This is a genomic window from Streptococcus minor DSM 17118, assembly GCF_000377005.1.
GTDB lineage: Bacteria > Bacillota > Bacilli > Lactobacillales > Streptococcaceae > Streptococcus > Streptococcus minor.
The window spans coordinates 133,935-155,183 of the sequence record NZ_AQYB01000032.1 but is presented as its reverse complement, the minus strand read 5'-3'; the positions used below and the strand labels follow the sequence as shown (position 1 = coordinate 155,183).

General features: G+C 42.8%; 23 protein-coding genes. 5 read left to right on the top strand and 18 right to left on the bottom strand.

From position 1 onward, the window contains the following. Window positions 1-83: 83 nt before the first annotated feature. The 3 genes from F602_RS0105965 to metK form a co-directional block, all read right to left on the bottom strand. Window positions 84-1,013, bottom strand: a complete 930-nt coding sequence (locus F602_RS0105965; RefSeq protein ID WP_026183329.1) for a cysteine peptidase family C39 domain-containing protein — start codon at window positions 1,011-1,013, stop codon at window positions 84-86. A 17-nt stretch (window positions 1,014-1,030) separates the two neighbouring features. After that, entirely contained in the window at window positions 1,031-1,864 is an 834-nt protein-coding gene (locus tag F602_RS0105960) for an AraC family transcriptional regulator (RefSeq protein WP_018167050.1), read from the bottom strand. Window positions 1,865-1,995: 131 nt separating this feature from the next. Further along, the gene (metK, locus tag F602_RS0105955; protein WP_018167049.1) at window positions 1,996-3,186 is read right to left on the bottom strand and encodes a methionine adenosyltransferase; all 1,191 of its coding nucleotides are present in this window, start codon (window positions 3,184-3,186) and stop codon (window positions 1,996-1,998) included. A gap of 395 nt (window positions 3,187-3,581) precedes the next feature. Here metK and F602_RS0105950 point away from each other — a divergent pair, with 395 nt between their 5' ends. After that, the gene (locus F602_RS0105950) at window positions 3,582-4,487 is read left to right on the top strand and encodes a hypothetical protein (protein WP_018167048.1); all 906 of its coding nucleotides are present in this window, start codon (window positions 3,582-3,584) and stop codon (window positions 4,485-4,487) included. A gap of 49 nt (window positions 4,488-4,536) precedes the next feature. On the opposite strand, the gene F602_RS0105945 is transcribed toward F602_RS0105950, so the two are convergent. Further along, window positions 4,537-5,004, bottom strand: a complete 468-nt coding sequence (locus F602_RS0105945) for a deoxycytidylate deaminase (protein ID WP_018167047.1) — start codon at window positions 5,002-5,004, stop codon at window positions 4,537-4,539. Window positions 5,005-5,167: 163 nt separating this feature from the next. Here F602_RS0105945 and ypfJ point away from each other — a divergent pair, with 163 nt between their 5' ends. Both ypfJ and F602_RS0105935 read left to right on the top strand, forming a co-directional pair. After that, window positions 5,168-6,073 carry a KPN_02809 family neutral zinc metallopeptidase gene (gene ypfJ, locus F602_RS0105940; RefSeq protein ID WP_018167046.1) on the top strand — a complete coding sequence of 302 codons (906 nt, stop codon included), beginning with the start codon at window positions 5,168-5,170 and terminating at the stop codon, window positions 6,071-6,073. Window positions 6,074-6,081: 8 nt separating this feature from the next. Further along, the gene (locus tag F602_RS0105935; protein ID WP_018167045.1) at window positions 6,082-6,438 is read left to right on the top strand and encodes a thioesterase family protein; all 357 of its coding nucleotides are present in this window, start codon (window positions 6,082-6,084) and stop codon (window positions 6,436-6,438) included. Between the two features lie 49 nt (window positions 6,439-6,487). Here the strand turns inward: F602_RS0105935 and F602_RS0105930 are convergent, their stop codons facing one another. After that, window positions 6,488-7,522 (bottom strand): M42 family metallopeptidase, encoded by a 1,035-nt coding sequence (locus tag F602_RS0105930; protein WP_018167044.1) that lies wholly within the window; start codon window positions 7,520-7,522, stop codon window positions 6,488-6,490. A 72-nt stretch (window positions 7,523-7,594) separates the two neighbouring features. On the opposite strand from F602_RS0105930, the gene birA reads away from it, so the two are divergent. Then, on the top strand, window positions 7,595-8,530 hold the full coding sequence (gene birA / locus F602_RS0105925; protein ID WP_018167043.1) for a bifunctional biotin--[acetyl-CoA-carboxylase] ligase/biotin operon repressor BirA: 936 nt from the start codon (window positions 7,595-7,597) through the stop codon (window positions 8,528-8,530). Here birA and F602_RS0105920 read toward each other — a convergent pair. The 10 genes from F602_RS0105920 to udk form a co-directional block, all read right to left on the bottom strand. Continuing rightward, complete coding sequence (locus F602_RS0105920) at window positions 8,511-8,705, bottom strand: DUF3272 family protein (RefSeq protein ID WP_018167042.1); 195 nt, start codon at window positions 8,703-8,705, stop codon at window positions 8,511-8,513. The two genes, birA and F602_RS0105920, sit on opposite strands and share 20 nt — an antisense overlap. A 48-nt stretch (window positions 8,706-8,753) precedes the next feature. Next, window positions 8,754-10,424: a DNA polymerase III subunit gamma/tau gene (dnaX, locus tag F602_RS0105915; RefSeq protein ID WP_018167041.1), complete on the bottom strand. Its 1,671-nt coding sequence runs from the start codon at window positions 10,422-10,424 to the stop codon at window positions 8,754-8,756. Next, the gene (locus tag F602_RS0105910) at window positions 10,424-10,921 is read right to left on the bottom strand and encodes a GAF domain-containing protein (protein ID WP_026183327.1); all 498 of its coding nucleotides are present in this window, start codon (window positions 10,919-10,921) and stop codon (window positions 10,424-10,426) included. Before F602_RS0105910 ends, dnaX begins: the two co-directional genes overlap by 1 nt. Before the next feature lie 66 nt (window positions 10,922-10,987). Further along, entirely contained in the window at window positions 10,988-11,581 is a 594-nt protein-coding gene (gene leuD / locus F602_RS0105905) for a 3-isopropylmalate dehydratase small subunit (RefSeq protein WP_018167039.1), read from the bottom strand. A 6-nt stretch (window positions 11,582-11,587) separates the two neighbouring features. Then, the gene (leuC, locus tag F602_RS0105900) at window positions 11,588-12,970 is read right to left on the bottom strand and encodes a 3-isopropylmalate dehydratase large subunit (RefSeq protein WP_018167038.1); all 1,383 of its coding nucleotides are present in this window, start codon (window positions 12,968-12,970) and stop codon (window positions 11,588-11,590) included. A 3-nt stretch (window positions 12,971-12,973) separates the two neighbouring features. Continuing rightward, window positions 12,974-13,243, bottom strand: coding sequence for a DUF1294 domain-containing protein (locus F602_RS0105895; protein WP_018167037.1), 270 nt, complete (start codon window positions 13,241-13,243; stop codon window positions 12,974-12,976). Next, window positions 13,240-14,277, bottom strand: a complete 1,038-nt coding sequence (leuB, locus tag F602_RS0105890; RefSeq protein ID WP_018167036.1) for a 3-isopropylmalate dehydrogenase — start codon at window positions 14,275-14,277, stop codon at window positions 13,240-13,242. Before leuB ends, F602_RS0105895 begins: the two co-directional genes overlap by 4 nt. Window positions 14,278-14,303: 26 nt before the next feature. Then, window positions 14,304-15,842, bottom strand: a complete 1,539-nt coding sequence (locus tag F602_RS0105885; RefSeq protein ID WP_018167035.1) for a 2-isopropylmalate synthase — start codon at window positions 15,840-15,842, stop codon at window positions 14,304-14,306. Between the two features lie 270 nt (window positions 15,843-16,112). Further along, window positions 16,113-16,655, bottom strand: a complete 543-nt coding sequence (locus F602_RS0105880; protein ID WP_018167034.1) for a PadR family transcriptional regulator — start codon at window positions 16,653-16,655, stop codon at window positions 16,113-16,115. A 1-nt stretch (window position 16,656) separates the two neighbouring features. After that, window positions 16,657-17,286, bottom strand: a complete 630-nt coding sequence (gene udk, locus F602_RS0105875) for a uridine kinase (protein ID WP_018167033.1) — start codon at window positions 17,284-17,286, stop codon at window positions 16,657-16,659. Window positions 17,287-17,408: 122 nt separating this feature from the next. Between udk and F602_RS0105870 the strand changes: the two genes are divergently transcribed. Continuing rightward, window positions 17,409-18,491, top strand: coding sequence for a DEAD/DEAH box helicase (locus F602_RS0105870; protein ID WP_018167032.1), 1,083 nt, complete (start codon window positions 17,409-17,411; stop codon window positions 18,489-18,491). A gap of 30 nt (window positions 18,492-18,521) precedes the next feature. Here the strand turns inward: F602_RS0105870 and F602_RS0105865 are convergent, their stop codons facing one another. The 3 genes from F602_RS0105865 to F602_RS0105855 form a co-directional block, all read right to left on the bottom strand. After that, window positions 18,522-19,919: a polysaccharide deacetylase family protein gene (locus tag F602_RS0105865; protein WP_018167031.1), complete on the bottom strand. Its 1,398-nt coding sequence runs from the start codon at window positions 19,917-19,919 to the stop codon at window positions 18,522-18,524. Between the two features lie 142 nt (window positions 19,920-20,061). Further along, window positions 20,062-20,445 (bottom strand): lactoylglutathione lyase, encoded by a 384-nt coding sequence (gene gloA, locus F602_RS0105860; RefSeq protein WP_018167030.1) that lies wholly within the window; start codon window positions 20,443-20,445, stop codon window positions 20,062-20,064. An 84-nt stretch (window positions 20,446-20,529) separates the two neighbouring features. Continuing rightward, window positions 20,530-21,225 (bottom strand): phosphoglycerate mutase, encoded by a 696-nt coding sequence (locus tag F602_RS0105855; RefSeq protein ID WP_018167029.1) that lies wholly within the window; start codon window positions 21,223-21,225, stop codon window positions 20,530-20,532. Between the last annotated feature and the right edge of the window lie 24 nt (window positions 21,226-21,249).

Genomic DNA, 21,249 nt, shown 5'->3' with positions numbered 1-21,249 from the left:
AAGCCACATAGCCTCTTCCAAGATGGGGCTGCAGAAGAAAGAATGAAAACACGCTTACTGACCTGTTCAAGCGCGTTTTTTGTTTATTCTCTTCCCTTGTATTGTAGACATTTTTCCTTAAATTGATTATCCAATTGTGCAATATCCTGGAGGATGTCTGCAAGCGAGATGAAATCCTCCCGCAAGCTAGCCAAATGTGCCTGCCCGAACAGGTCAGCCATCTTTTCTTTCAAGACTGCTCTTTCAAGATCGTGTTTTCGGAGGAAGTGACTCAGATAATTGCTTCTTGCAGATGCTAATCTGAATGAAAAAAAGTCATGCAGTTGCTTTTGTTGCGAATTAAGACCATGGCTTCGAATAGAGTCTGCATAGGCTTGTATCACATTGCTTTGACTAGATTCGTAGCGCTTTTTCATGGTTAGAGAGAGTTTATGGTATATCTCCGCTGGACTTGGAGCTTCCACTCGCCGCAAATTCCCCCACATGGAAAAGGAACCTCTCTTATAAGCGATTGATTCTGCCTGCCAGGCGGGCAAGAAATCAGTAAAATTCATCTGCATGCAGGGATAGCCAGCTGGATCATGGAGACAGAGTTCATCCCCTATCAAATCATAGATGGTGACAAAATGATCTACCCCTTTTAGATATCCATGATTGGGGTTGTAGGTCAGATGCCCCATATCCAGAGGACCGACAATGACGGGACCGTTTTTCAATAAAGAAGCCAAGTTTTCTTTTATGTTGACGACATCCATTTCATCAGAAGGTCTCAAGTAATACTCGTCATATTCAAATCCCAGCATTTGTAAACAGTTGCTAATCGAAATATCTGGTTCACCATTGTCAAAGAAAACAAGGGGATGCCTTGGGTCATCGTTTAGAAAGTTTGCCCCGTTTCCCATAGCCATTAAGGCTTCCAAATAGGGAGGTTGGAAATCATAGCCATAGGCATGCAGGACCATGGCCGCCGAATGTGTATAGCAGAGGGGAATATCCCCGTAGTAAAGCTGCATGTGCATCGCTCCTTCCTTTATTTGACAATGGGAATCCAAAGCTCCATTTCGTAGTCAGGGCTATCCATATCTCCTTCTGCATAGACTTCAAAGTCTGGAGCTCCAGAATGGCGATAGCCTGTTTCAGGGAAAAACACTTCCAAAACATACTTCCAAGCTTGATGGATGGAGCCTGGAATGGGTCCTTTAACTGGGATGATGGCATAATCTGCTGCCTCAATTTCCAAGATAGTCAGGCCCAATGCCTTGGCTTTTCTCTGATCGGTCACATCATAGCCAGCCATGTAATTGATGATTTCTCCTTCTTTAACATCTGAGCAGACACCATAAGATTGGCCATTTCCAAGACTCGCCAGCGTTTCAAAAGACTGTTTTTCAAAAAGCTGATTCCAAGCAGAGGGACACAGGCTATTGTCGATAGCTTCTAGCAAGACGCCAGCCACAGCAAAGGCCGGTTTTTGTGCAATTTTGATATCCATATTTTTTCCTCCTGTTATTTTCAAGGATAGTTGCAGGGGCGGAAAAACCTTATAGGCACTTCCGCTCCTAACCTGAGAAGGTGTCACCCCATGAAACTTTTTGAAGGCCGCACTAAAGGCATCAGCCGAATCATAGCCGTATGTTAGAGCGATGTCAATAATCTTGGCAGAGGTTTGGGTCAAATCATGGACAGCTCGCGAAAGCCTGCGATTTCTCAGGTATTCTGCCAAGGTCATATCCGCCAAAATGGAGAAAAGCCTACTGAACATGGCATAGGGATAGCCAGACAGCTGCTGGATTTTCTTCGGATCTATGTCCGAATCCAGAGTTGTCTCCAAATATTTCATGGTTTGATTAAAATGATGCATCATCTTCTTCACCTCTCATAGACAGTATAACAGAAATCACATTGGCCTGCCCCAGAATTTTTGAACAAAGAAAATGGGGTTCTGATTGTAAAAAAACACCGTCCCAACAATGCTGGAACGATGTCCTGACGATCTTATTTGGTCGCTTCCTTCAAGGCCTCTACCTTATCCAATTTTTCCCATGGTAGGTCGATATCCATCCGCCCCATATGTCCATAGGCTGCTGTTTGGCGATAGATTGGGCGCTTGAGGTCTAACATTTGGATGATACCGGCCGGCCGTAAATCAAAGATTTGACGAACTGCTGCTTCAATCTTGCTTTCCGCAATGGTATTTGTTCCAAAGGTATCCACACGAACCGAAACTGGCTGGGCAACACCGATAGCATAAGCCAACTGTACCTCTACCTTGCTAGCCAGACCAGCTGCAACAATGTTTTTGGCGATATAGCGAGCCGCATAAGATGCGGAGCGGTCTACCTTGGTCGCATCCTTTCCTGAAAAGGCACCGCCACCATGACGGGCATAGCCACCATAAGTATCCACGATAATCTTACGACCTGTCAGACCGGAATCCCCTTGCGGACCACCGATGACAAAGCGACCGGTCGGATTGATGAAATACTTGGTTTTTTCATCCAGATATTCAGACGGAATGACTGTCTTGATAACTTTTTCAATCACATCTTGATGAATTTGCTCATTGGTCACATCTGGGTCATGTTGGGTTGAAATGACAACTGTATCCACTCGAGATGGTCTTCCATTCTCATCGTACTCGACAGTCACCTGTGACTTGGCATCTGGACGTAAGTAGGAAATGGCGCCAGATTTGCGCAAATCAGCTAATTTTTTGACCAATTTGTGAGAAAGTGAGATGGGCAAAGGCATGAGTTCAGGAGTCTCATCCACCGCAAAACCAAACATGAGACCTTGGTCTCCTGCTCCAATCAAATCCAGCGGATCTTGGCTGGCATCCTCACGCGCTTCTAGGGCCTCATTGACTCCCTGAGCAATATCTGGCGACTGCTCGACAAGTGATGGATGGACCCCAACAGATTCTGCCGCAAAACCATATTCGCCCTTTGTATAGCCAATCTCTGCAATGGTATCACGCACCACACGGTTGATGTCCACATAAGCTGTGGTTGAAATTTCTCCAAAAACATGGACGCTTCCAGTGTAAACAGCCGTTTCAGCTGCTACATGGGCATCTGGGTCCTGAGCCAAAATGGCATCCAAAATCGCATCGGAAATCTGGTCCGCAATCTTATCCGGATGCCCCTCCGAAACCGACTCAGACGTGAAAAGTTTACGTTCTGACATAAAAAATGTCCCCCTTAAAATAAATTGTTACCAAGGTTACAAAGCACCGACTAAAAGGAGGGGATTTGCGAGATAGTGAAGATATCGAGCAAAGCTTTTCTAGGATTTGCGAGATAGTGAAGATATCGAGCAAAGCTTTTCTAGGATTTGCGAGATAGTGAAGATACCAAGCAAAGCTTTTCTAGGATTTGCGAGATACCACAGATAGCTTTTGGAATAAAGCTATCCACTCTCCCTCTTTCAGTCGCCTTTTCGGGACTCAATAACTTCTCTATTGTACCACAACTTGGTAAAAACTACAGTGAAAATCAAAAATGATATGTCACAACATTCACAATCCTCACTATGACCCATATTCTCATAAAATGATATAATAAGAAAAAGGAGAAATTGCAATGAAAAAAACTATCGTATCTAGTTATTTCGTCCTAGCACTGGCTACTATGAGTGCGTGTGCTACCTCACCTGTTACAAAAGAAATAGATGTAGCAGAAAATACTGCAGCCTACTCTAAAACCTATCGCAAACAAACACTGGATGGCAGTTTGGCATCTTCTGACGAACTTGTCGTTGATGATACTAAAAGAAAAGAAGCATACGATCAGCTTCAGGAATACAAGGCAGGAATAAAAGAGAAAGCTATCCTAAATGCCCTTTCTATCGTGGATGAATTTTATATTTCAAACAACACCCTGCAAGCAACCCGAAAAGCCTATGGTGTTACCTCAGAGAACGATGTTTATGAAAAACTATTTTCTTTCTTCATAAAGGACAGGAAGGCTGATTTAAATTATAAAATGCCCTACAAAGGCACCACTTATAAGCTATCGGAAGTTGGACCAAAAGCGTTAAAAGTCAATATCAACTCACTCCAAGAGTCTGCAGCGTACGAGGTTGTTTTTTCAAAACTTGAAGACAACAAAGTCTACCTTCACCTGCGAGTTCCAATTGTCGACAGTTATCAATATTACGTTCAAGCAACTTATCGCGACAATTATGAAGAGTTTTTCTACCCGTTGGAAATGGAGTTAACTGCTGCACAAGGGAAAGACGATATCAACAAAAACTTACTCGTTTTGTATACCTATTATCTTGAAGCAGTTGGAGGGGAAGAGGGCTCTGTTGATTTAGCAGGTATGACTTGGGGAGAATTACGTGACATCTACCTTGTGTTAGATGTCAACAAAGACCAGTCAATCTCTATTTCTGACGAAATGTTGGGCGCAGTCAGCCAAGTAGATGCAAGCTCCGTCAATAAAAAATGGGAAAGCACCTTCCAAAAATGGGAAGCAGAAAATTGATAGACACAAAAATAAAGGCAGTTTGGTTGAGCTGCCTTTTTCTTTATTTTTAAATAAACTCCGCATCCAAAATGGCTTGTTTGACATTTGCAAGAGGGAGATGAACCAGCTCACATTCCTTTTCCTTATAAAGGTATTGGGCATAGTCATCCATGCGGTAAGGGGTAATGTAGACCACGCGCTTGCAACCTACCTGAAGCAGTTGCTTAGAGCAGTTGAGGCAGGGAAAATGGGTTACATAGGCTGTAAAACCTTTAGGAATACCCCGCTCAGCACCCTGTAAAATAGCATTGACTTCGGCATGAATCGTTCGCACACAGTGGCCATCCACCATCAAACATTCTTGGTCAAGACAGTGCTCCGTTCCAGATACTGAACCATTATAGCCTGTTGCGATAACCTTATTGTCTTTCACTAAAACCACTCCAACCTTGGCCCGCTTACAGGTGGCTCGATTGGCGATGAGCAGGGCTTGAGCTGCAAAATATTCATCCCAGGCTAAACGATTTGTTGACATACTCCACCTCACAATCCTTTTTGACTATTATACAATTTCTGAGACTATAAACAAAGAGAAATCTATATTTTCTCTTATAAAATACAAGTTTTCGGCACATTTTCTTTCTTTTTAGCTCAGCTTTCATTATAATAGAAAGAGAAATCAAAAGTTAGGAAACAATATGAAATTAGATGATTTAAAGCAAAGCAATCGTGTGGAGGACCGTCGTGGTCAGTCTGGTCCTTCCTTTGGCCGTGGCCCTTCAGGTGGCAATGGTATGAATGGACTCTTACTCCAACTCCTATTTTCTAGGGGGAAAGGTAAGTGGTTTATCATTGCCATATTAATTTTTAGCTTCTTTGTAGGCGGTGGTCATTTGGGTGACTTGATAGGATTAAACAGTCCCCAGACAAACTATGAAAAAAATTATACCCCATCAACTGTTTCTGACGAAGATGCCATCTTCATCAGCAAGGTTTTTGCTTCAACAGAAGAATTTTGGACACAGGAATTCAAAAAAGAAGGCCTCCGATACAATCCGCCTACTCTGGTCATCTATGACCATCAGACACAGACAGGTGGTTGTGGAGTTGGTTCTGCTAGTGCTGGCCCCTTTTATTGCCCAGCAGATAGCAAGGTTTACATCGATTTAACCTTCTATCAGGAATTATCCACCAAATACAAGGCAGCTGGAGATTTTGCCATGGCTTATGTTATCGCCCACGAAGTCGGCCATCATGTCCAAAATGAACTTGGAACGATGAAAGCCTACCAGCAAAAACGCCAAGGTCTATCTGATAAAGCAGCCAACGCCCTCAATGTTCGCTTAGAATTGCAAGCTGACTACTATGCCGGTGCCTGGGCCAATTATGTCGAAGGGCAAGGATTGCTAGAAGTTGGAGATATTGAAGAGGCTATGAATGCCGCCCACGCTGTTGGCGATGATACCCTACAAGAAGCGGCCTATGGTACAACTGTTCCGGATAGCTTTACTCATGGAACTTCCGAGCAACGGCAAAAATGGTTTATGCGTGGTTTCCAATATGGCGATCTTCGACATAGTGATACTTTTTCGGGAAATATTTAGGTATAGACATGAAAGAAAAAATTTATCATCCTCAACTTGAGCACAGTGCAAAAAACATGGGTTCAGGTGGTCTGGAAGTCTTATCTACGCCAGCCCTCGTAGCCTTTATGGAAAACCTAGCCTATGAAGTGCTACAAGAAAATCTACCTAAAGGACAAAGCTCCGTGGGTACTCAGATAAATATTGAGCACCTAGTTGCTTCCCCAATCCATCAAACTATTCGTATTCAAATCAATGAATGGAAAAAAGATGGGCGCAAGCACATGTTTACTCTACAAGCCTATGCCAATCAAACACTCTTGGCTACTGCCCAACATACCCGCTACATCGTAGATGTCGAACGTTTTCTAGGAAAACTAAGCTAATTCAAACACCGCCCTAGGATACTTCTAGGGCGGTGTATTTATATATTGCTTACTCTACCATTTCCGATTGCAAATAAACATCTACCATCTTCTCCGTAGCAACAACCGAGTCAATATGGGTACGCTCATAAGAATGGCTGGATTCAATACCAGCTCCCAGTAGAGCATGGCGGACATCAGCGCCGGCCCGCATTGCAGCAGAAGCATCCGAACCATAATAAGGATAAATGTCCAACTTATAAGGGATAGACTCTTTTTCCGCTAAGGCAACTAAGTGCTGGCGGAGTTCATAATGATAGGGTCCTGAGCCATCCTTGACACAGATGGAAACGGTGTATTCGTCTGTTTGTTGGTCATCCCCCATTGCCCCCATATCCACAGCTAGGTATTCGACAACTTGGTCCGGAATGCTAGAATTAGCCCCATAACCAATTTCTTCATTGTTTGAAAAATAAAAGTGGGTAGTGTAAGGCAGCTCGATGCCTTCTTTCTTGTAGGTTTTGAGCAGGTGGATGAGGATGGCGGCCGATACCTTGTCATCCAAGTGGCGGCTCTTGATAAAGCCTGAATCTGTCACGATTGTCCGTGGATCAAAAGAGATAAAATCTCCTACTTCGATGCCTAAAGCCTTCGTTTCTTCTGCTGTTTTTACCTTCTCATCCAGACGAATTTCCATATTAGTTTGATTGCGCTCAGCCGTGCTAGCATCCTTATAAACATGAACTGAAGTCTGGTGCATCAGGATAGTACCTGTATAGGTTTTTCCATTTTTAGCTACATGAATCAAGCAATTTTCTCCTTCGATTGAAGGATAACCAAAGCCACCCACCAAGTCCATTTTAATACGACCATCTGGTTTGATGGCTCGAACCATGGCACCCAGAGTATCCAAATGAGCTGTTACCATACGATGCTCTTTTTCATTTTTTCCTGGGACAGACACCAAAATTCCACCCTTTGGAGTCTTGGTAGCCTGATAACCAAAACTCTCCACCTCAGTCTGAATATAATCCATAATGGCAGTGGTAAAGCCAGTTGGCGATGGTGTGTTGGTTAATTTTACGATATAATCAAGTGTTTTCATCTCTTCTCCTTTGCTGTTACTAGTCAATTCCTATTCTACCATTTTCAAGAGGAATTTTGCTATAATAGACCTATGAAAACCTACGAAAAAATCTACTACACCCTTTTGGCAAAAAAGGACTATGTGAGCGGAGAGGACTTAGCCCAGCAGCTCCATGTGTCTAGGACTTCTATCTGGAAGGGAATACAAACTTTAGAGAAAAAAGGACTCACCATCGAATCTGTCAGACACCATGGTTACAAACTTCTCAAAGGCGACCTTTTGGTGCCCAGTCAACTCAGTCAAGACTTGGGGATTCCAGTCTTTTTTCACGAAGAAAGCCAATCTACCCAAACGGATGCCAAGATGGGGATTGACCACAATCATCCTACCCCTGCCCTCTACTTAGCCCCCCATCAAGAAGCTGCTAAAGGGCGCTATGGCAGACCCTTCTACGCAGCTAAAACTGGTGGGATATATATGAGCCTACACCTCGCTCCCGACGTTCCTTTAACAGCCTTCAAACCATACACTATCTTGGTGGCTGCTGCCATTATCAAAACCATACAAGAATTGACACAATTCCCCGTTCAAATCAAATGGGTCAATGATATCTACCTTAATGGCAAAAAAATCGCTGGTGTTCTAACAGAAGCTATCTCTTCTATGGAAGCCCAAACAGTGACTGATGTCATCATCGGAGTGGGGATCAACTTTCACCTACCAGCTTTCCCTGTAGAATTAGCTCAAAAGGCAGGAAATCTATTTGTAGAAAATCCTAGTATTACACGCCAAGAATTGATTTTAGCGATTTGGAAAAATTTCTTTGATACAGACGAAGAAGAGTTAATGACTATTTACAAAAAAAACTCACTCGTTTTGGGGAAACAAGTGAGCTTTGTGCGACAAGAAAAAACATACCAAGGTCTCGCCACACATGTGACCGATGCTGGACATCTGGTGGTACGCCTCGCAGATGGACAGGAAAAAATCCTCTCCAGTGGCGAAATTAGTCTTTCTTCTTGGTGAGGGTTTCCACCACGCGAATAAAGCGACTGACCCGATAGGTAAAATAAAGATTGCGGACCACTATCATTCCATAGAGGGTGGCCCAAAAATAGGAACCGGCTAGGATAGCCTCATTCATCCAGTAGGTGGATAGGGCAGTGACCACAGCCAGAAATAAAAACTCTGCTATTCTCATAGTTCTAGTATACCAAAAAATCAGCTCAAAGGCTGATTTTTGCTTTATCTAATCTTCCAAAATAGTGATTTCATCAACTAGGAATTGAAATTCTGCTGGTAGATCATTGGCTGGTTCTTCCGGTATGACTTCCTCTTTGCGTCCACGAGCCTTAGCAGAAAATTCCGCTCGGATATGTACCCACTGGTCCTGGGAAATGGCTAAGATTTGCGGTGAGAAGCCAGCAGCTTGACTGAGGATATTGCCAAACATGATATTGAGATTGTCTCTCTTCATGGTTTGTTCAGCATTGAATTCTGAGTCAAAGGCTAGGATAGCATGATTTTCATTAGCCGCAACAGGCTGGGAGCCATTAAGCAGGGCCTTATCAGCACCAGACAGGCTTTCAATAACTTCACCCCAGGCATTTTGTAAGCGGGTTAGATTTTCCCTAGCCTGATTTGGATTTTCCATAGCCTCTTGGAGAATGGCGTGAATCCGATTGGTATCTAAGCGATATTTTTTTGGTTGTTGGGGCTTTTGCGCAATCGGCTTGGTAGTCAAAACCTTGGTAGAGCTATTAGCCACTTGGTCTTGCAATTGGGCTAGCTGGCTCTTAAGTTGGGCGATTTCTGCTAATAAGTTTGCTGGTACATGAGGTTCTTGACCTCTAGCTTCTGGAACATCTGCCAAACGAATGGTCATCATTTCTGCATAGATTTTTGGTTGCGGACTGGACTTGATTTCCTGAAGGCCTGTGGTCACCCGATCAATCATGGCAAAGATTTGCTCTCTAGAAAAGGCGAGATTTTCCTCAAATGCAGGACTAGCATGAGTGTTCTCCCCACCTGTCTGCACGATGAGTAGATCCCGCAGGTAATAAAGCAAGTCTGTGGCAAAACGATTCATACTCTTGCCATTGTCAAAGATGATTTGGAGTTGGTTGAGAGCCTGTGGTATATTTCTCTCGCGAATAGAAGTTACGTACTCATCTAGCGCGCGCAAGCTGATAGAACCAGTAATTTCTTCAGCTATTTCCAGGGTCAGCTGGTTTTCCACTGTCAAACTGAGAGCCTGATCCAAAATAGATAGGGCATCCCGCATCCCACCTTCTGCTCGTCTAGCAATCATACTAATAGCTTGAGGATTATAACTGACACCTTCCTTGTCCAAAATAGCTACCAGATGACGCTCGATGTCTTGAACCTTAATGGACTTAAATTCAAAGCGCTGAACCCTAGACAAAATGGTAGCTGGAATCTTGTGCAGTTCGGTTGTTGCTAGGATAAAAACCACATTTTCTGTTGGTTCCTCTAAGGTTTTCAGCAAGGCATTGAAAGCTCCCATGGAAAGCATGTGAACCTCGTCGATGATATATACTTTGTAGGTGACTAGGCTAGGCGCATAAGTTGACTTATCCCGAATATCACGAATTTCATCAACTCCATTATTGGATGCGGCATCAATTTCAATCACATCTTCCAGACTTCCTTCCGTAATGGCTTGGCAAACATAGCAGTCATTACAAGGCTCTCCTTTAACTTGATTGGGGCAGTTCATGGCCTTAGCAAAAATCTTTGCCGCAGACGTTTTTCCTGTTCCTCGAGGACCAGAAAACAAATAGGCATGGCTGATTTTACCTTGCTCAATAGCCTGACGAAGGGTCGTTGCGACCACCTCTTGACCTACCATTTCCTCAAAGGTCTGGCTGCGGTATTTGCGATACAAAGCTTGGTACATTAGTTTTTCTCTCCAAACATAGCAAAGTTCCAGTCAGTTTTTTCAACCAAAATTGCTACAAATTTTTCTAGATATTCTTGATCAACAGCATCGTAATCGGCCTTCAAACGAGAATCCAAGTCTAAAACACCCAGAAGCTGACCATCCTTCATCATAGGTACTACGATTTCAGACATGGCTGCCGAGTCACAAGAAATATAATTTTCGTGAGTGGTCACATCGTCTACGATAATGGTCTGTTGGGTCTGAGCAGATTCTCCACAAACACCTTTTCCAAGAGCTATATGAACGCAGGAAACGCCACCCTGAAAAGGTCCCAAAATCAATTCGTTTCCATCAAAAAGATAAAAACCTGTAAAGACAGAATGAGGCAGGGCTTGATTTAGTAAGGCCGAGGCATTGGATAAATTGGCCAGAGCATTGCGTTCACCCTCCAAAAGTGCCTCGACTTGGGCAATCAGTAGTTGGTAATTGGATAATTTTTCTGAAGCTATCATAAGAACCATTATAGCATAAATCAAGCCAGTAAAAAACCGAAAGATACGTGATCTTTCAGCTCCATTTTATTCTTGCCAATAAGCTGGACGATTTCTCTCATATTGTGCAATTAAGTCCTCGTATTGTAGCGTAATACCAATGTCATCCAAGCCATTGATGAGCTTGTGCTTCCATTCTTGGTCTATATCAAAACCAAAATTCCCAATTGGAGTTAGGATTTTCTGATTGGGCAAATCAACTGTGACTTCATCAGTTGGCTCCAGCTGGGCAAGTTTCTCACGAACTTCTCGTGGCTGAACAATGGGCAACATGCCGTTATTGAGTTCGTTGTTGTAGTGAATATCACCAAAAGAACCAGCGATGACCACCTTAAAACCATAATCTGCAAGAGCCCAGGCAGCATGCTCACGTGAAGACCCCGCTCCGAAATTATCTCCAGTAATCAGGATGGTGGCCCCACGATACTCTTCTTTGTTGAAGATAAAGTCAGGATTCTCCGTATAAAGATGATCCGAGTAGCGCCAGGCGTACATGAGATATTTACCAAAACCATTTTTATCAATAAGTTTCAAAAATTGCTTTGGCAAAATCTGGTCGGTATCAATATTATCATTCATGAGAGGAACAGTGGTTCCACTATAAACTGTGAATTTTTCCATACTACCTCACATCCCTTCTAGCACTTTCCTAACATCCACAAAGCGACCATGGATGGCTGCAACTGCGGCCATGGCAGGACTGCAAAGGTGAGTCTTAGCTCCGAAACCTTGGCGATCCTCGAAGTTTCGATTACTCGTAGAGGCACAGTGGAGACCTTCTGGTACCTTATCCGGATTCATCCCCAAGCACATCGAACAACCAGGGTCACGCCATTCAAATCCTGCTTCCATAAAAATTTTATCTAAGCCCAGTTTTTCGGCCGCTCTTTTTACTGGTCGTGAACCAGGTACCACGATAGCTGTCAGGTTTGCTGCAATTTTTTTTCCTTCTACAAACTGAGCAGCTAACTTCAAATCACTGAGACGAGCATTGGTACAAGAACCGATAAAAACATAACCCAATTCAATATCTGCTGGTGTCTGACCAGGATGCAATCCCATATAAGCGTATGCTCGTTCATCATTTATATCCTGGATCGCTGGAAAGACTTGATCAAAGGATACACCCATCGAAGGATTGGTTCCCCAAGTTACCATAGGTGCTAAATCGGAGACATCCATCGTGATTTCCTTATCATACACAGCATCCTCATCCGAGACCAAGGTCTTCCAGTCACTGACCGCATCTTCAAAATTTTTAGGCACGCATGTCTTATCCCTCAAATAATCATAAGTGATCTGGTCTGGATTCATGATGCCAATTTTTGAGCCAAATTCGATAGACATATTGCAAATAGTCATACGCTCTTCCATGCTCAGTGTATCGACTGCTTCACCTACAAACTCAGCTGCATAGCCTACTCCCAGAGCCACTCCATGTCGGGCGATGAGAGCAAGTATATAATCCTTGGCATAGACACCCTTTGGAGGACTCCCAACAAAGCGAATCAAGAGTTTCTTGGGCTTGACCTGCCAGATAGTCTGCGTGGCGAAAACATGTTCCACCTCAGAGGTTCCGATACCAAAAGCTAAGGCACCAAACGCTCCGTGAGTCGCCGTATGACTATCACCACAAACAATCAACTTCCCAGGCTGAGTGCGACCTGTTTCTGGGCCTATCATGTGAACAATACCCTGATTTTCTGAACCGTGAGCAGCATGGTCAATACCAAAATCAATCAGATTTTCTGCTAATTTGTCCATCTGAGCCTTGGAAATAGCATCTCGGATATCAAAAATATTGACTGTTGGAACGTTGTGATCGAAAGTCCCATAGGTCAAATCGGGCCTGCGAACCTTTCGTTGATTGTCCTTGAGTCCTTGAAAAGCCTGTGGACTGGTCACCTCATGGATATAATGTTGATCTACATACATGAGCTGAGGTTGACCTTCTACACCTGTTACCAGATGGCGTTCCCATAGTTTATCTACAATTGATTTTCCAGCCATCCTCTACCTCCAAATCATGTAAAAAATCCCCAAGAGAAATACTACACCAACCAGCCAAGCTAACTTGAAATACCACTTACGGGTCTTGTGGTGGAAAAAATAACCAGCACTTAAGGCTCCCAGACCCCCAAGAGCCAGAGACATTCCTAATAAAATCTTTTCGGGAATTCGGTACTGACCTTTCTGTGCCTTGCCTTTGTCCAAACCATAAACTAAGAAAACAAAAAAATTCCAAATAAAAATCACAAAACTCAGTGCTTGCTGTCTTGTCATAACTGTTTCATAATGGCTTCTGTCATTTCTTGTGTGGAAGCCTTTCCTCCTAAATCTGCTGTTAAAATTCCTTTTTTAAAGGCCTTATCTACTGCCTTCTCAATACGATTTGCAGCCTCATATTCACCAAAAGATTCCCGCAACATCATCGCCACCGAAAGAATCATACTGACAGGATTAGCAATCCCCTTGCCTGCTATATCCGGTGCAGACCCATGAATCGGCTCATAAAGGCTAGGCCCATCCGATGAATGAGAGACTGAGGGCATCACACCGAGAGTACCTGGTAAAACACTAGCCTCATCAGACAAGATGTCACCAAAAAGATTTTCTGTCACGAGAACATCAAAGTGAGCCGGTCTTGTAATCATGAGCATGGCTGCACTATCTACTAGCTGATGTTCTAGGGTCACATCTGGATAATCCTTGGCTACTTGATCTGCCACCTTGCGCCAAAGTTTAGAAGTCGCCAGAACATTTTGTTTGTCGATACTAGTCACCAACTTACGTCGATCTCTAGCAATCTCAAAGGCCCGACGCAAAATACGTTCAATCTCTTCTGCAGAATAGTCATTGATATCCTGTGCCTTTCTGTCTTCCAGAATATGGTCTCCAAAATAGATACCTCCTGTCAATTCCCGCACCATAACAAAGTCCACTCCGGCAATTCGTTCTGCCTTGAGAGGAGACAAATGGGCTAGACTTTCAAAAATTTTGACTGGACGAATATTGGCATAGAGCTTGAGCTCTTTTCGGATAGCTAGCAAACCTTGCTCCGGCCGAACTGGTGCCTGATCGTACTGAGGTCCCCCAATCGCAGCAAGCAAAATAGCATCAGCCGACTTGGCTGCCGCTAAAGTATCTGTTGGCAAGGGATGACCGACCGCATCAATTCCAGCACCACCAAATGCCTTTTCCTTAACTTGATAATCAAAACCAATCTTTTTAGCAATAGTTGCTAAAACCTGCAAGCCCGCACTCATTATTTCTGGACCAATCCCATCTCCAGCTAGGGCTACAATTATTTTTGTCATTTCACATTACTTTCTTGATTTATCTTTTACGACAGACGGGCTAGTTGCCCTTCATTTTCCTTTTGCACCATGATATTGGCATTGATGTAGGCAATAGCTGCAGCCTTCAACACATCAAAATCTATACCACTTGCATTGAAAATAGTATCTGTATCCACATTTTCAACCGATACATGCACAACAGCCTGAGCATCAATCCCTTCCGTCACCGCATCGATGCTAAAGGTATCCAAACGAACTGTTTGGTTGAAGAATTTATCAATAGCATTGAAAATCGCTTCAACGGAACCCTGACCATCTGCCAACAAATCAACTGTCTCAGCCTCTTGGTTCATCATGATGACCGTAGCAGTAATAGTCTCATCTATATTGGAAGATAGTTTGAGATCACTAAAATGGAATCCTTCCACATTTTCAACCGTGGTCCCTGCTACCAAGGCACGGATATCAGCATCGGTAATTTCATGCTTTTTATCTGCCAGATTTTTAAACTTGGCAAATAGAACCATCAGCTCTGCTTCATCAAAATCCAGCTGCAATTCCTTGAGTTTCTCAACAAAGGCATGGCGTCCAGAGAGCTTGCCAAGAGGGAGCGAATTGGATTGGACACCCACCAACTCAGGGGTAATAATCTCATAGGTTAGAGGGTTTTTGAGGACGCCATCCTGATGAATTCCAGATTCGTGAGAGAAGGCATTTGCACCCACCACAGCCTTATTTTTTGGAATGGGCAAGCCGGAAAAACGTGAGACCATTTCTGAGGTATTGACTGTTTCCTTGAGGACGATGGGGCTCTCCACTTGATAGTAGTCCTCTCGAATATTGAGGGCTACCGCTACTTCTTCCAACGCGGCATTTCCTGCCCGCTCACCAATACCATTGATGGTTCCTTCAACGCGACCAGCTCCGTTTTTAATAGCAGAAAGTGTATTGGCCACAGCCATTCCTAAGTCATTGTGACAATGCGGACTGTAGCGAATATCGCGGTTTGTTTGAACATTTTCGATGAGATATTTAAAAATATAACCGTATTCTTCAGGCGTCGTAAAGCCTACTGTATCAGGAATATTGATGTAGCTAGCTCCTGCATCAACCGCAGTTTGAACAACTTCCAAAAGGAAATCCAATTCTGTCCGAGTCGCATCCTCAGGTGAAAACTCAACCACGTCAAACTTGGACCGGGCATAGGAGACATGCTCCCTAATGGCTCGTAGGATTTCTTCCTTGCTTTTATGCAACTTAAACTCTCGATGGATGGGGCTGGTTGCAATAAAAACATGACATTGGGGAAATTTTGCATCCTTCAAAGCGTCATAGCAAGCATCAATATCTGCCTTAACGGAGCGAGCCAAGCCTGTCACTGCCGTCCTAGTCATGGCTTTGGCAATCGCTTGAACCGCTGCAAACGAATCAGGACTAGCTGCTGGAAAACCAGCTTCAATGGCTGAAATTCCCCACTTTTCCAACTGCTTGGCGATAGCAACTTTTTCCTTAATCGAAAAATTTACTCCTGGTGTCTGTTCTCCGTCCCGAAGACTGGTATCTAAAAATTCAACTGTTCTCATAAGCTTTCCTCACTTTTTGGAAAAATAAAACATCCCACTTTCTCAAGCGAGATGTCTACATTCCCGCTTGGTAAGCCAAACAGGACTAATGCTGGTTTGCACTAGTCCTCTCGCCGCAACAATAAATTTTGACTGCTGTACTGATTCATTTGGCTGGCTCCTTGAGATAGAATAGATTTATTTTACTGTATTTTAGGATATATGTCAAGAATTTTCTTTATTATCAAAATTGTCTGATAATTATATATAAAAACAAAAGGCCAACTACTATCAGCCTTTATGTTTTGAAAGGGTTGTTTTGAGCCAATCAATCTGACCCTTGTTTCTAGCAATTGCTCTTTCTAAGACTAGATAATGTCCATAATTATTGGCAATATAGTCTTTATCAAAGAGAGTTTCCTTACGGTTTAAGAGATGTTGAAGGTGTTTTTCCAAGAGGAGGATTTGCCCCTCTAAATGTCCTACAATCCGCTCATCATCCATACTGCTGATAAAGAACATCTTCAGAGAGAAAATATCTCTCTGTTGAGGAGTTTCCTCATTAGGAACCGTCAGCCACTCATCTAATGAGGACTGACCAAGTTCCGTCATGGTGTAATGTCGTTCCTTATCATTATTGGGTACTGGATGGACTTCCAAAAGACCTTCTTGGACCATGCGCTTCAGCTCAGGATAGACTTGACTATGCGCTACCTGCCAAAACTCTCCGATTTCCCGATAAACAAAGTCTGTAATCTGCTTACCCGATACCCGACTACCACTAGCACAAATCACACCCAAGATGATATGAGGTAGAATTCTTTGTTTAGACATTTTAATTTCTTTCCCTTAAAATACTTTCGACTTTCGTATTAATGAGGTCAATAGCGACAATATTAGATACCCCTTCTGGAATGACAATATCTGCATAGCGCTTGCTAGGTTCGATAAATTGATGGTACATGGGCTTGACAACTGAGGTATATTGGTCAATGACACTTTCTAAACTCCGACCCCGCTCCACCATATCGCGTTTTATCCGACGGATAATTCGAATATCATCATCCGTATCTACAAATAGTTTGATATCCATCAAATCACGAAGTCTCTTGTCCTCCAATACCAAGATTCCCTCTACAATAAAGACATCTTGAGGTTCCTGATGATAAGTTTTGTCACTACGAGTATGCTGGGTATAATCATAGATGGGAATGTCTACTGCTCGCCCAGCCAAGAGCTCACTTAAGTGGTAAATCATCAAGTCTGTATCAAAGGCTAGGGGATGGTCATAGTTGGTCAGCACCCGTTCCTCAAAAGTCAGATGGGACTGATTTTTATAATAAGAGTCATGCTCAATCATCGAAATGCGAGCGTCTGGAAAATTATCTAGAATAGCACGAGATACACTCGTTTTTCCACTTCCTGAACCACCTGTTACACCAATTATAATCGGTTTCTTTGTCATCATTGTCTCCTATTTTTTACTGCACCTATTTTACCATGAAACATGATATAATAAAAGATGAAATACTCAAAAACAGGGAAAATCAGACCTCTCTTTGTTTTGAAGACTAGAAAGAAGCAAATATGCACCAACATTTCCCAAACAGCTGGCAAGACCAGCTCCAACAGCTGAATTTTTCTGAAGCTACTTCCATCCAAGAAAAAGCTTTTCATCCTATTTTTGAGGGGAAAAATCTACTGGGAATTAGCCCTACAGGAACAGGTAAAACCTTAGCCTATCTATGGCCAACCCTACTGAAGCTAACCCCTAAAAAAGCCCAACAACTCCTCATCCTCTCCCCCAATACTGAGCTGGCCGGTCAAATTTTTGACGTTTGTAAAACTTGGGCTGAGCCACTGGGGCTGACTCCTCAACTTTTTCTATCTGGCTCTAGTCAGAAACGCCAGATTGAACGCTTAAAAAAAGGACCAGAAATCCTGATCGGAACCCCTGGTCGCATCTTTGAATTGATTAAGCTCAAGAAAATCAAGATGATGAATGTCGATATCATCGTTTTGGATGAATTTGATGAGCTCTTTAGTGACTCTCAATTCCACTTTGTGGATAAAATTCTTCACTACGTAGCACGCAACCATCAGCTCATTTATATGAGCGCGACAGCCAAATTTGACCGTCAAAAAATTGCAGAAAATAGTGTCATCATTGATGTGACCGACCATTCTTTAGATAATATCCAGCATGGCTACATCTTAGTGGATAAGCGAGACAGACTGGAATTGCTACGAAAATTTACCAACATACCTGATTTCCGAGCTCTTACTTTTTTTAATAATTTGTCAGATTTAGGAGCCAGTGAAGACAAGCTAGCCTATCGACAAGCCAATGTCGTCTCCCTAGCTTCTGATGTCAATGTGAAGTTCCGAAAGATCATCATTGAGCGCTTTAAAGAGAAGGAGATTACCCTCCTTCTAGCTACTGATTTGGTTGCTCGGGGCATCGACATTGATAATTTGGAATGTGTGATCAACTTCGATCTTCCCCGCAATCAGGAGGCCTACACTCACCGTGCTGGTCGTACCGGGCGCATGGGAAAAGAAGGCCTAGTCATTACCTTTATTTCAAACCCTAACGACCTAAAAACACTGAAACAATATGCTCCTGTGTCTGAGTTGGTACTAAAAAATCAACAACTGTACAAAGTATAAAACGACCTTTTAGAGGTCGTTTTATCTTGTCTACTGAACTGGCTGCCTTGCATCACGGTCGTAATAAATAAGGTTAGGATTAAGATTTGGACCAAGTAGATTGGAAAGTGTCCCGAGTGAATAATCCTGTTCCTTTAGATAATAGATGATAGACTCGACTGCATCCACCGTTGGTTGATGAATATCGTGTAATAAGATGATACTTCCCGGTCGAGTATTGGTCTTCACCACTTCCAAGATTGCTTTAGCATCTCTACTTTTCCAATCCAAACTATCCACAGACCAATACATGACTGGTAAGTTCATCGCCTCCATAACCTTCTGATTTACAGCACCATAGGGTGGTCGAATCATCTGTGGTCTCTGACCTGTAATCTTCTCGAGAGCCGATTGAGTCTGCTCGACTTCCTGTTTGACTTGTTCTGAAGAAAGGGTTGTAAAATTGGGATGGCTCCAAGAATGATTGGCAATCTCATGTCCCTCTGCCACCATACGCTTAATAATCCCCTCATTGCCGGCAATATTTTGACCTAAAATGAAAAATGTCGCCTTAATATTGTGTTTTTTCAAAATATCTAGAAGCGCTGGCGTGGTTTTTGGATTAGGACCATCGTCGAAAGTCAGAGCAACCATTCTCTCTGTCGCTTTGCGCTGTTTCTCAGCTTGGTAAGTTTCATAGGCTTTGCGATCCGCTTCCACTAAATAATGTTCTCTCACAACATCAAAAAACTCGTTGATTGCCACTGTCACAGTAGGAAGTCCAACTTCCTGCTCTGAAAGGTGAAGAACAATCTGACTCGCTTCATAGGTAAACTCCACATGCTGCAAATCCAAGTCTTCAAAAGTAGCAAGGTAGGCCTTAACATGCTCGGGAGCTGCTTGCTGGCTCTCTAAGTCAGCTTTTATTTTTTCTGCAAACAAGCCCTTTGCCCTTCCCATATCCGCAAACAAATCAGACAAACTAAAACGCTGATTGCTTTCTGTCAATAAGATCTCCTGAGGCTTTTCGTTATCCAAAGGTTGAATCTTAAAACCAGAAACTTTGTAAGCTTCCGAAAAAATCTCAACTCGTCTCACATTTGGAATATGGCTCGGCATGTCTACTGTCGAAACAAACAATAGCTCCTTCATCTTGCCTGTTGATTTTTCTTTAGCCCGTGTACCCTGCTTAATTCTTTGATGAATTATTTTTTCAACCGGAGCGATGCGATGACCTTCCGAATCCTTAGGAAAATAAGCTATAACGTACCGATAATCAACATTTCCCTTCTGTTGATCGTACTGACCTTTTGGAATAAAATGCGTTTGTTTTGACTCGATAAACCGTGTTATTTCTCGATTTTGTAAGACTTTGTATAAATAAAAACTGGATACACCCAACAAGGCAACCAGTAACAGATTAACAATAATAAGGACTATCTTCTTCACTTCTCTAAACTCTTTCTTTTCTATCCAAACTATACTAATGCATTTGTCAGTCTCTGTCAATGGATATCATAAAAAAACTTGAAATTTTAGTCTTCCACACAAAAAATTGAGCCAAATAGCTCAATTTTGCGGTTATAGAGAATTAGTCTGCCCGAATCACTTCGACACGATAGCCGTCAGGGTCTGTCACAAAGTAATAGCGCCCTGGATTGCCTGGCAAACCTGACAAATCAGTAGTTTGATAGCCTAACGCCTTGTGTTTCGCATTGTCCCCTTCAAGGTCATCTGAGGAGAGAGCCAGGTGTGAAAAACCATCTCCCACTGTGTAAGGTCCATGACCATAATTGTAGGTCAATTCAATTTCAAAATCATCACCGGGGAGTGCTAAATAAACTAGGGTAAACTTGTGTTCTGGATAATCCTTGCGACGGGTTTCCTTGAAACCAAAGGCTTCCTCATAAAATTTTTGAGATGCTTCTAAATTTTCAACCCGTAAGCAAGCATGCAACATTTTCAAACTAGCCATGGTAAACTCCTTATCTTTTTTTCTTATTTTAGTATAGCATAAATCAAAGAAAAAGACTGAAATCAGATTTCAGTCTTTCCTTTCTTATTCACCACCGAGGTAATATTCAGCAGTTACATTCAATTTTTCATCAAATTCAAAAACAAGCGGTGGGAAGTTTGGAATTTCTACATCCATGATTTCCTCATCTGACAAGCCTTTAATGTGTTTTACAAGGGCGCGGATAGAGTTGCCGTGTGCTCCAACGAAAACATTTTTTCCATCAACCAAGTCTGGACCAATCTTATCTTCCCAGAATGGAAGAGCACGTTCCAAGGTTACTTTCAAGTTTTCGGCATCTGGGATAACAGAGTCATCCAAGTGTGCATAACGGCGATCTGTGTGTGCAGAATATGGATCATCCTTAGCCATGTTTGGAGGTAAAGTATCGTATGAACGACGCCAGATATGAACTTGCTCATCGCCAAATTCCTCAGCTGCTTCAGCCTTATTTTTACCAGTCAAACCACCGTAGTGACGTTCATTCAAGCGCCATGATTTTTCAACTGGAACCCAAAGTTGGTCTGAATGTTCCAATGCCAAGTTGGTTGTTTTGATTGCGCGTGTCAAAACAGAAGTATAGGCTTTATCAAACTCGATACCAGCTTCTTTGATCAACTTACCTGCATCGATGGCTTGCTGTGTTCCTTTTTCAGACAAATCAACATCAGCCCAGCCAGTGAAAAGGTTGGCTTTGTTCCATTCTGACTCACCGTGGCGAGCAAAAACCAATTTTACCATTATAAAACTCCTCTATTTAATTTA

Bases quoted from the DNA above. Each gene is read 5' to 3' on its own strand.
- F602_RS0105965 (WP_026183329.1), bottom strand. From the start codon at position 1,013: ATGCAGCTTTACTACGGGGATATTCCCCTCTGCTATACACATTCGGCG.
- F602_RS0105960 (WP_018167050.1), bottom strand. From the start codon at position 1,864: ATGATGCATCATTTTAATCAAACCATGAAATATTTGGAGACAACTCTG.
- metK (WP_018167049.1), bottom strand. From the start codon at position 3,186: ATGTCAGAACGTAAACTTTTCACGTCTGAGTCGGTTTCGGAGGGGCAT.
- F602_RS0105950 (WP_018167048.1), top strand. From the start codon at position 3,582: ATGAAAAAAACTATCGTATCTAGTTATTTCGTCCTAGCACTGGCTACT.
- F602_RS0105945 (WP_018167047.1), bottom strand. From the start codon at position 5,004: ATGTCAACAAATCGTTTAGCCTGGGATGAATATTTTGCAGCTCAAGCC.
- ypfJ (WP_018167046.1), top strand. From the start codon at position 5,168: ATGAAATTAGATGATTTAAAGCAAAGCAATCGTGTGGAGGACCGTCGT.
- F602_RS0105935 (WP_018167045.1), top strand. From the start codon at position 6,082: ATGAAAGAAAAAATTTATCATCCTCAACTTGAGCACAGTGCAAAAAAC.
- F602_RS0105930 (WP_018167044.1), bottom strand. From the start codon at position 7,522: ATGAAAACACTTGATTATATCGTAAAATTAACCAACACACCATCGCCA.
- birA (WP_018167043.1), top strand. From the start codon at position 7,595: ATGAAAACCTACGAAAAAATCTACTACACCCTTTTGGCAAAAAAGGAC.
- F602_RS0105920 (WP_018167042.1), bottom strand. From the start codon at position 8,705: ATGAGAATAGCAGAGTTTTTATTTCTGGCTGTGGTCACTGCCCTATCC.
- dnaX (WP_018167041.1), bottom strand. From the start codon at position 10,424: ATGTACCAAGCTTTGTATCGCAAATACCGCAGCCAGACCTTTGAGGAA.
- F602_RS0105910 (WP_026183327.1), bottom strand. From the start codon at position 10,921: ATGATAGCTTCAGAAAAATTATCCAATTACCAACTACTGATTGCCCAA.
- leuD (WP_018167039.1), bottom strand. From the start codon at position 11,581: ATGGAAAAATTCACAGTTTATAGTGGAACCACTGTTCCTCTCATGAAT.
- leuC (WP_018167038.1), bottom strand. From the start codon at position 12,970: ATGGCTGGAAAATCAATTGTAGATAAACTATGGGAACGCCATCTGGTA.
- F602_RS0105895 (WP_018167037.1), bottom strand. From the start codon at position 13,243: ATGACAAGACAGCAAGCACTGAGTTTTGTGATTTTTATTTGGAATTTT.
- leuB (WP_018167036.1), bottom strand. From the start codon at position 14,277: ATGACAAAAATAATTGTAGCCCTAGCTGGAGATGGGATTGGTCCAGAA.
- F602_RS0105885 (WP_018167035.1), bottom strand. From the start codon at position 15,842: ATGAGAACAGTTGAATTTTTAGATACCAGTCTTCGGGACGGAGAACAG.
- F602_RS0105880 (WP_018167034.1), bottom strand. From the start codon at position 16,655: ATGTCTAAACAAAGAATTCTACCTCATATCATCTTGGGTGTGATTTGT.
- udk (WP_018167033.1), bottom strand. From the start codon at position 17,286: ATGACAAAGAAACCGATTATAATTGGTGTAACAGGTGGTTCAGGAAGT.
- F602_RS0105870 (WP_018167032.1), top strand. From the start codon at position 17,409: ATGCACCAACATTTCCCAAACAGCTGGCAAGACCAGCTCCAACAGCTG.
- gloA (WP_018167030.1), bottom strand. From the start codon at position 20,445: ATGGCTAGTTTGAAAATGTTGCATGCTTGCTTACGGGTTGAAAATTTA.
- F602_RS0105855 (WP_018167029.1), bottom strand. From the start codon at position 21,225: ATGGTAAAATTGGTTTTTGCTCGCCACGGTGAGTCAGAATGGAACAAA.